This window comes from Citrobacter sp. MNAZ 1397 (assembly GCF_023613995.1).
GTDB classification, from domain to species: domain Bacteria; phylum Pseudomonadota; class Gammaproteobacteria; order Enterobacterales; family Enterobacteriaceae; genus Phytobacter; species Phytobacter ursingii.
The window spans coordinates 3,116,732-3,125,863 of the sequence record NZ_JAKIVH010000001.1; the positions used below are offsets into that span (position 1 = coordinate 3,116,732).

Consider the following 9,132-nt stretch of genomic DNA (forward strand, 5'->3'; position numbering starts at 1 on the left):
TTTAAGCAACTATTGACACACACATGAAGGCAAAAGCGATATTATTCGCCTCTGTCCTGCTTGTGGGGTGCCAGTCGTCTAAGCACGATGGTACCGTACAACAGCACGCACAGAGCCTTTCTGCAGCTGGTCAAGGGGAAGCAGGGAAGTTTACAAGTCAGGCGCGGTGGATGGACGATGGAACATTCGCCGGGCAGGAGCAAGACTTGTGGGCTTCCATAAGCGACGAGCTAAAGATGGGAATTCCGGAAAATACCCGGATTCGCGAACAGAAACTAAAGTATTTAAGCAATAAGAGCTATCTCCACGATGTAACTTTACGGGCAGAGCCGTATATGTACTGGATAGCAGGGCAAGTTAAAAAACGTAACATGCCCATGGAACTGGTACTACTACCCATAGTGGAGAGCGCTTTTGACCCACATGCAACGTCTGGTCGCAATGCCGCAGGCATTTGGCAGATCATTCCGAGCACGGGTCGTAACTATGGTTTAAAACAGACTCGCAGCTACGATGCGCGTCGTGATGTGGTGGCATCCACAACGGCTGCCCTCGACATGATGCAGCGTTTGAACCGTATGTTTGACGGTGACTGGTTATTAACCGTTGCCGCCTATAACAGCGGTGAAGGGCGAGTACTGAAGGCAATGAAAGTGAATAAGGCGCGGGGGAAACCCACGGACTTCTGGTCACTTTCACTGCCACAGGAAACCAAAATATACGTGCCAAAAATGCTGGCGTTGAGTGACATACTCAAAAACAGCAAGCGGTACGGTGTGAGTCTGCCTACCTCAGACGAAAGCCGTGCACTGGCGCGTGTCAGGTTGAGTAATCCGGTGGAGCTGGATCAACTGGCGGATATGGCGGGTATTTCGGTTAGCAAACTTAAGACCTTCAACGCAGGCGTTAAAGGATCAACCTTAGGTGAAAGCGGGCCGCAATATGTCATGGTTCCTCAGAAACATGCGGATCAACTGCGTGAGTCTCTGGCATCAGGTGAAATCGCCGCCGTTCAGCCAACGCTGGTTGCGGAGAATACGCCGCTTGCCAGTCGCAGCTACAAAGTGCGCTCAGGTGATACTATTTCGGGCATTGCGTCGCGTCTTGGCGTGACGACAAAAGATCTCCAGCAGTGGAATAACCTGCGCGGAGCGAACCTGAAAGTGGGTCAGAACCTGACGGTTGGAGCAGGCAGTAGTGCGTCGCGTCTCGCGAATAATAGCGATAGCATCACCTATCGCGTACGCAAAGGCGATTCGCTCTCCAGCATCGCTAAACGCCACGGCGTAAATATACGTGACGTCATGCGCTGGAACAGTGATACCGACAATCTGAAGCCTGGCGATCAGCTAACGTTGTTTGTGAAAAACAGCACGTCGCCTGACTCCTGACAGCAAGAAATATAAAAAAGGCACCGTTTCCCCCGGTGCCTTTTTTGTTATGCGTTTTTCTGCGCTTCGGCCATGATGGTATCGCTGGTAAACGAGCCATCTTCAGTCAATTCGAAGTAGTGCTTCACCTGCTGTGACGCACTTTGCTGATACAGCCTGATGGCGTCGCTCAGCGCCTGCGGCGTACGCATACGGGCAATCCATGAGCTGAATTCTAAGGGCAAACGATCGGTGATGAGATTACGCGTCGTCAGGCCTGCGTCATTAAACAACGTGAGCCACTCACCGCTGGAATAATTGCGTACGTGTGACGTATCGCGTAATGCCTCGACCGTCTGCAGCCAGATATCCCGCACCGGGTGGCCCGGAGACATCACGTCCATAATGATGACTGTTCCACCAGGCTTAAGCACTCGCGTCACTTCGCGCAGCGCCTGCCCAACATCATGCCAGTGGTGAGCAGAGTAACGGCTGATCACCACATCAAACGCGCTGTCATCAAAAGGCAAAATCTCAGCATACCCCTGACGTGTCGTCACATTGTCCAGGCCGCGTTCTTTTGCTGCTTTGGTCACCACGTCCAGCATCTGACTGGAAAGGTCATATGCCGTGACTTGCGCAACCTGCCCTGCAGCCACAAAGCTTGCATGCCCTGCTCCACAGCCTAAATCCAGCACATGAGCTTCTGGAAATGCGCTAAGCCGTTCCGCCAGCCGTTGCAAATCGCGGCCAGAAGCGTGTACTGCGCTGGTTAAATAGGCGCTGGCTTGTGCACCAAACTGCTTTTCAACGTTGTCATGATGGGAACCTGTGGTCATTGTGTTGTCCTTAGTTGAGTTGAAATAAAGGGCAGCACCTCGGATCAGGCCTGCCCCACGGCAGACCTGACATAACCATTATTGATCAGGTTTGCCGGGACTGAATTCTACTAGTAGCGGGTTGTGATCGGACGCGCGCGTAACCAGCACAGAGGCTTCCTGCACGTTCAGACCACGATAGAAGACGAAATCCAGAGGACGACCAAATGCCCGGCGGCGATTGTCATCCGTAAAGCGTACCTGACGCAGCGACATCTCACGCGAGAAGCGATAAAGCGCATTCATACGTGGACGACTCCAGGCGTTGAAATCACCGGCCATGATAACCGGCCCGCTGTGGCGCAGGATTTGATCGCCAATTGGTAGCAATTGCTTGCTGTAAACATCGACGCCAAGGCTGAAATTCACCGCATGCACATTCACCACCATCAGATTTCGCATGTCCGGCAATGGATAGACCGTCACCAGCGCTGATTTGGCAAGACGCAGGATCGGCTCCCGTTCACGCAACGGGCAACAATAGACCGGATGCGCAGAAGAGAGCGTCATCACACCGGAGGGATGTTGAGGCAAAACGAATGCGGGAACCTGGTCGGCGGCGAGATAATTAGTGGTCGCAAACCTCACCAGTTCAGGCGTGGTTTGCGCTTCCTGCAATAAAACCAAATGCGCGTCTTTACCAAAACTCTGCAAAACGGAAAGCCACTCGGCGCGCTGCTGTTTAAAGATGTTCCATACCAGAACCCGGATTTTATCATCACTGCTCAGGGGAACACCCGCTGGCAATGCCTTGCCAATACTTGCGAAGGACCCCGGCGGCATAATGCGCTCCGCAGGCTGTCCGGCAACATATCGCATGGCATAGGTATTTTTGGGCACTTTCGGTTTTAGACCTCTTCGTTTTAAACCCCGGCACAACAAAAAAGGGGGTCATTCAGTTATAGGGATTTTAGCGCAGAGTTTCAACGGCAATGGGCAGAAAAGCCGCAAGTAAAAGTTAGTAAGCGCTCAATAACCATAATGAGTAAAGAGAGTATGGCAGGGAAGCGGGCGGGATGATTAAATAGCCAAACGCTCATAATCGATACCAACTATTGCTACAGGCGCAAGAATGAAAGCCACCTCAGAAGAAATGATGATATTTGTCGCCGTCGTAGAAAGCGGCAGCTTTAGCCGTGCCGCAGAGCGCCTGGGCCAGGCGAATTCAGCCATCAGCCGGGCGGTAAAAAAACTGGAGAGCAAACTGGGGGTTAACCTGCTTAATCGCACAACTCGTCAGTTGAGTCTTACGGAAGAAGGCGAGCGCTATTTTCGTCGCATTCAGGGGGTACTGCAGGAGATGGCCGCAGCAGAGACCGAGGTAATGGAGGCCAAACTGACACCCCGCGGCGTTTTACGTATTGATGCCGCAACACCTGTGATGCTGCATTTTGTGATGCCGATGATTAAGCCCTTTCGCGAACGCTATCCGGAAATTACATTGTCGCTGGTTTCCAGTGAAACCTTTATCAATTTAATTGAACGAAAAGTCGATGTTGCGATCCGCGTGGGTAAACTGACCGACTCCAGCTTGCGGGCCCGGCCCATTTTTACCAGCTACCGTAAATTGATTGCCTCACCGGATTATCTCGCCCGCTACGGTATACCCGAAACAGCAGAAGATCTCAAAAAACATACCTGTCTCGGATTTACCGAACCGGCCTCGCTGAATACCTGGCCCGTAGCCGCCCAGGATGGCCAACTCTATGAAATCGATTGCGATATTTCTTCTAACAGCGGCGAGACGCTTAAACATCTCTGCCTGAGCGGTAACGGTATCGCCAGCCTGTCTGATTTTATGATCGCAAAAGAACTGGAAAGCGGCGAACTCTTGGAGGTCCTGGCGAGCAAGCGTTTACCGGTTGAGACGCCATTCAGCGCAGTTTATTACAGCGATAGAGCTGTCAGTACGCGCATACGGGCATTTATCGATTTCGTCAGCGAATATCTCGCCTGATACTTCTCCGCCACGCCTCGCACGAACTCTCAACCGTTTTGCCGTCGTTCCGCTCCACGCAGAGTCAATCCTCTCAATCATAGTAACTTGCATTTTGATAGTCACTGTGAGAATGTGCTTCCAGATAAATTCTGGAGAGAAAAATGAAAAACCAACCGCTCTGTGAAGCCCCTTGCCCCATCGCCAGGAGTCTCGGTCGTATTGGTGACAGCTGGAGCATAATAATCCTGCGTGATGCTTTCGCAGGCTTTACCCGTTTCGATGAATTTCAAAAAAGCGCAAACGTGGCGCCCAATATTCTGTCACGACGCCTGAAAGAGCTGGTGGATGACGGTTTACTGGAAAAAATCTGTTACAGCAGTACGCCCCCCCGCTATGAGTACCATTTAACCGAGCGTGGGCGTGATTTTCGCCCGGTGATCATCGCGCTTGCCGAATGGGGTAATCGCCATTTTGCAACGGAAGGTCGTCAGATTCAGTTGGTCGAGAAAGAGACTCAGCGTCTGGTCCACGCCATGATGGTCGATGCCGAAACCGGTCATCCACTTACGCCCGAGAAATACGCTTTGGTTCCCGGCCCTGCCGCCTCCCCCATGATTCGTTATCGCCATGATTACCTGCAACGTAAGCGTGCAGGAGACAACACGCAAAAATTCGTGCCGCAATTACATCTGGATCAGCATCATGAATCTCAAGAGTAAAAAACGCGCTCTTACCTTATCGTTATCCGGTATCGCTGTATTAGGCGCCGTAGGCTATGGCGCCTGGTGGTATACCAGCGCGCGTTTTTTGCAATCGACAGACGATGCCTATGTTGGCGGTGATATCAGCGCCATTTCGGCGAAAGTCTCGGGTTATGTCCAGGAGATTGCCATAAAAGACAACATGCCAGTGAAGAAAGGTGAGCTGCTTGTTCGCCTTGATGCAAGGGACTATCAGGCGGCGCTGGCAAAAGCGGAAGGTGAAGTTGCCGCTCAACAAGCGGCGATGGCTGACCTTATTGCCACCCGGCAATTACAACTGGCGACCATCGAAGGCTCTGCGGCCAGCCTCGGAGCCGCGCAGGCCACCACGCTGAAAACGGCAGGCGACAGTCGCCGCTATAACGCGCTGGCACAGACGGTCGCTATCTCGGCACAGGTGCGCGAAAATGCTGAGGCAGATTACCACCGCGCCAAAGCAGAAGAAGGTAAAGCCCGGGCGGATAAAGCGGTTGCCGAACGCCAGTTGCTGGTACTGGATGCACGGGAACAACAAATTCGTGCGGCCCTTACTCAGGCACAGGCGGGACTGGATATGGCCCATCTCAATCTTAGCTATACAGAGATTCGCGCCCCTTTTGATGGCGTTGTTGGTAATCGACGCGCATGGTCTGGTTCATTCGTTAGCAGCGGTACACAGTTGCTTTCTCTGGTACCCAGCCACGATTTGTGGGTCGACGCCAACTTCAAAGAAAACCAGCTGGCAAATATGCGTCCCGGACAAGCGGCGATAGTAGTGGCGGATGTCATGCCAGGACGCACTTTTACCGGGCATGTGATGAGCATCTCCCCGGCAACCGGTTCACGCTTTAGTCTTCTTCCCGCCGAAAACGCGACCGGTAATTTCACCAAAATCGTTCAGCGCATCCCGGTTCGCATCGCTCTTGATGGCGAAGCGTCCCAATTAGGGCTTTTACGTCCAGGTTTGTCGGTGGCGGTTACCGTGGATGAAAAGAGTCGCCAATGAGTACCGCCACAGCACCAGCGCAGTTGCAGGGCACTACGCTGCCGATGAACCAAAAGCTTTTTGCTTTTGCCACAATGTGCCTGGGAATGTTCATTGCGCTGCTGGATATTCAGATCGTCTCGGCATCTCTGCGTGATATTGGCGGTGGCCTTTCTGCCGGCGATGATGAAACAGTCTGGGTACAAACCAGCTACCTGATTGCGGAGATCATTATTATTCCGCTATCGGGATGGCTTGCAAGGGTGATGTCGACCCGCTGGCTTTTTGCTGCGTCAGCTGCGGGTTTTACGCTGATGAGCCTGCTGTGTGGATGGGCGTGGAATATCCAGAGCATGATTGCTTTTCGTGCGTTGCAGGGACTGGCCGGAGGCTCAATGATCCCGCTGGTATTCACGACTGCGTTTGCGTTTTTTCAGGGCAAACAGCGCGTTATCGCCGCTGCCACGATCGGTGGTCTTGCTTCGCTGGCTCCCACCCTGGGCCCGACGGTAGGGGGATGGATCACCGAAAATTTTAGCTGGCACTGGTTGTTTTTTATCAATATTTTGCCAGGCATTTATATTGCGGTAACGGTACCTGTGCTGGTTAATATCGATGCGCCCAGCCCAGGGTTATTGCGCGGCGCGGACTACCTCAGCATTGTGCTTTTAGCGGTATCGCTCGGCTGCCTGGAATATACCCTGGAGGAAGGACCGCGCTGGGGCTGGTTTGATGACAGTACGCTCGCCACAACGGGCTGGCTGGCGCTACTGTGCGGCGTGATGTTTGTCGTACGAACGCTACGTCATTCCCAGCCGGTCATGGACCTGCGGGCGCTTTCCGATCGTACATTCACCCTGGGCTGTTACTTTTCCTTTATGGCCGGGGTCGGGATCTTCTCTACTATTTATCTGACGCCACTCTTTTTGGGTATGGTTCGCGGTTTTAGCGCGCTGGATATCGGCCTGGCTATCTTCTCCACCGGCTTGTTTCAGGTGATTTCGATCCCGTTTTACTCCTGGCTTGCTAATAAAGTGGACTTGCGCTGGCTGCTTATGGCCGGGTTGCTGGGATTCGCCTTCTCGATGTACAGCTTTATTCCGCTCACGCATGACTGGGGAGCGAAAGAACTGTTGTTGCCTCAGGCCTTTCGCGGGTTAGCGCAGCAATTTGCCGTCGCCCCAACGGTGACGCTTACGCTTGGTAGTCTGCCTCCTGCCCGTCTCAAGCTGGCCTCCGGGTTATTCAATCTGATGCGTAACCTGGGTGGTGCCATTGGTATCGCGCTGTGCGGTACCGTTATCAACGATCGCACAAACATTCATTACAGCCGTCTTGCTGATCATCTCAACGGGACAAACCTCAACCTGGGTGATTTTGTACAGACGCGTGCTGCAGCGTTAATGAATCAGGGGATGGATGCCGGTTCGGCTCAGGCGGCCACCCTGAAAAATCTGGCCGCATTAGCACTACGAGAAGCACGGACGCAGGCATTCGCCGACGCGTTCTATTTGATCATGATCGGATTCTTAATTGCTGCCGCGCTGGTTCCTTTTATGAAGAAACCACAGGCATAGCATGACACCATCTGGAGAGTTCTATGAGCAGTCTACAAAGACGTATTGTCGTGACAGGGATGGGGATAGTCAGCCCGCTGGGGTGCGGCGTCCAACACGTCTGGCAATCGCTACTGGCAGGAAAATCGGGGATTCGATCACTTCCTGCATCGATTATCGAGGATATCGCCTGTAAAGTGGCAGGGCAGGTTCCTGGAATTGAAAAAGATCCCCGGCACGGTTTTGATCCACTATCCGTCATTCCGGCAAAAGAGCGCAAGAAGATGGATCGCTTTATCGAATTTGCGCTGGTGGCAGCGCAGGAAGCTCTTCATCAGGCAAACTGGTTCCCGCAACTACAGGCGTTAAAAGATCGTACCGCGACCATTATTGCGACAGGCATTGGTGGCTTTACTCAAATTGCCGAGGCAGTACAGACAACCGAACACCGTGGCCCACGCAAATTATCGCCTTTCACTATCCCTTCTTTCCTGGCAAACCTTGCGGCAGGCCATGTATCTATCGCGCATGGTTTTCGCGGCCCCATTGGTGCGCCGGTGACCGCCTGTGCTGCCGGAGCACAGGCTATCGGGGATGCGGCAAGGCTAATCCGCGCCGGTGAAGCAGACATTGCACTCTGTGGAGGCAGTGAAGCTGCAATCCATCGCGTTAGTCTGGCTGGTTTTGCCGCAGCCAGAGCGCTTTCGAGTGGATTTAATGATAATCCAGCCGAAGCATCGCGACCATTTGATCAGGACAGGGACGGTTTCGTGATGGGAGAAGGTGCTGGTCTTCTGGTGATTGAATCGCTCGAACATGCGCAGGCTCGTGGAGCGACGCCGCTGGCGGAACTGGTAGGCTATGGTACCAGTGCAGACGCCTACCACCTTACAGCCGGACCGGAAGATGGTAATGGCGCACGACGTGCAATGGAGGCCGCATTACAGCAGGCGGCTATCTCGCCGGATCAGGTGCAACATATTAACGCGCATGCAACATCAACTCAGGTAGGAGATAAAGGCGAACTGGCGGCAATACGTGGGCTATTTGCTGAACATCCGGTTGCCATCACATCAACAAAATCTGCCACCGGACATTTACTGGGAGCAGCAGGCGGGATTGAAGCGATCTTCACCATCCAGGCGTTGCGTGATCAAATCGTACCACCTACCCTGAACCTGCATAATCCGGATAGGTCTGCAGCGGGCATGCGCCTTGTACCGCTAACTGCACAGCCGCTAACAATGGAATATGCGCTTTCAAACGGGTTTGGTTTTGGTGGTGTGAATGCCAGTCTACTGTTAAAACGCTGGGGCGACTCACAGTAATAATGAAATTAAGGGCCTTGCGCCCTTTTTCGCCAGCTTTCCCGATAAACAGAAGACGAAAAAAAACCGCATCTCATTTGAGATGCGGCTCTTAATAAGTGGCGGAACGGACGGGACTCGAACCCGCGACCCCCTGCGTGACAGGCAGGTATTCTAACCGACTGAACTACCGCTCCACCGAATACTTCTTTCATCACCGGATTAATGCACCGGCTTACTGCTTAATTTGATGCCTGGCAGTTCCCTACTCTCACATGGGGAGACCCCACACTACCATCGGCGCTACGGCGTTTCACTTCTGAGTTCGGCATGGGGTCAGGTGGGACCACCGCGCTA

8 protein-coding genes, 1 tRNA gene and 1 rRNA gene are annotated in these 9,132 nt (G+C 53.1%); 6 read left to right on the top strand and 4 right to left on the bottom strand.

What is annotated here, in order from left to right; all coding sequences use genetic code 11:
* Positions 1-23: 23 nt before the first annotated feature.
* Positions 24-1,391, top strand: a complete 1,368-nt coding sequence (gene mltD / locus L2097_RS14640; protein ID WP_085007471.1) for a murein transglycosylase D — start codon at positions 24-26, stop codon at positions 1,389-1,391.
* Between the two features lie 47 nt (positions 1,392-1,438).
* Here the strand turns inward: mltD and L2097_RS14645 are convergent, their stop codons facing one another.
* Both L2097_RS14645 and L2097_RS14650 read right to left on the bottom strand, forming a co-directional pair.
* A complete protein-coding gene (locus tag L2097_RS14645; protein ID WP_085007470.1) occupies positions 1,439-2,209 on the bottom strand; it encodes a class I SAM-dependent methyltransferase in 771 nt (256 codons plus the stop codon).
* A gap of 78 nt (positions 2,210-2,287) precedes the next feature.
* Positions 2,288-3,088 (bottom strand): endonuclease/exonuclease/phosphatase family protein, encoded by an 801-nt coding sequence (locus L2097_RS14650; RefSeq protein WP_071845926.1) that lies wholly within the window; start codon positions 3,086-3,088, stop codon positions 2,288-2,290.
* Between the two features lie 232 nt (positions 3,089-3,320).
* On the opposite strand from L2097_RS14650, the gene yafC reads away from it, so the two are divergent.
* The 5 genes from yafC (at position 3,321) to fabF (ending at position 8,796) form a co-directional block, all read left to right on the top strand.
* Positions 3,321-4,205 (top strand): DNA-binding transcriptional regulator YafC, encoded by an 885-nt coding sequence (gene yafC, locus L2097_RS14655; protein WP_250353104.1) that lies wholly within the window; start codon positions 3,321-3,323, stop codon positions 4,203-4,205.
* A gap of 143 nt (positions 4,206-4,348) precedes the next feature.
* Positions 4,349-4,906: a winged helix-turn-helix transcriptional regulator gene (locus L2097_RS14660; protein WP_047371742.1), complete on the top strand. Its 558-nt coding sequence runs from the start codon at positions 4,349-4,351 to the stop codon at positions 4,904-4,906.
* Positions 4,890-5,933 (top strand): HlyD family secretion protein, encoded by a 1,044-nt coding sequence (locus L2097_RS14665; RefSeq protein ID WP_250353105.1) that lies wholly within the window; start codon positions 4,890-4,892, stop codon positions 5,931-5,933. The genes L2097_RS14660 and L2097_RS14665 overlap by 17 nt, the downstream gene beginning before the upstream one ends.
* The gene (locus L2097_RS14670) at positions 5,930-7,489 is read left to right on the top strand and encodes a DHA2 family efflux MFS transporter permease subunit (protein WP_250353106.1); all 1,560 of its coding nucleotides are present in this window, start codon (positions 5,930-5,932) and stop codon (positions 7,487-7,489) included. Before L2097_RS14665 ends, L2097_RS14670 begins: the two co-directional genes overlap by 4 nt.
* A 23-nt stretch (positions 7,490-7,512) precedes the next feature.
* Positions 7,513-8,796 carry a beta-ketoacyl-ACP synthase II gene (fabF, locus tag L2097_RS14675; protein ID WP_250353107.1) on the top strand — a complete coding sequence of 428 codons (1,284 nt, stop codon included), beginning with the start codon at positions 7,513-7,515 and terminating at the stop codon, positions 8,794-8,796.
* A 99-nt stretch (positions 8,797-8,895) separates the two neighbouring features.
* Here fabF and L2097_RS14680 read toward each other — a convergent pair.
* Both L2097_RS14680 and rrf read right to left on the bottom strand, forming a co-directional pair.
* Positions 8,896-8,972, bottom strand: a tRNA-Asp gene (locus tag L2097_RS14680).
* Between the two features lie 55 nt (positions 8,973-9,027).
* Positions 9,028-9,132 (bottom strand): 5S ribosomal RNA (rrf, locus tag L2097_RS14685); the annotation flags it as partial.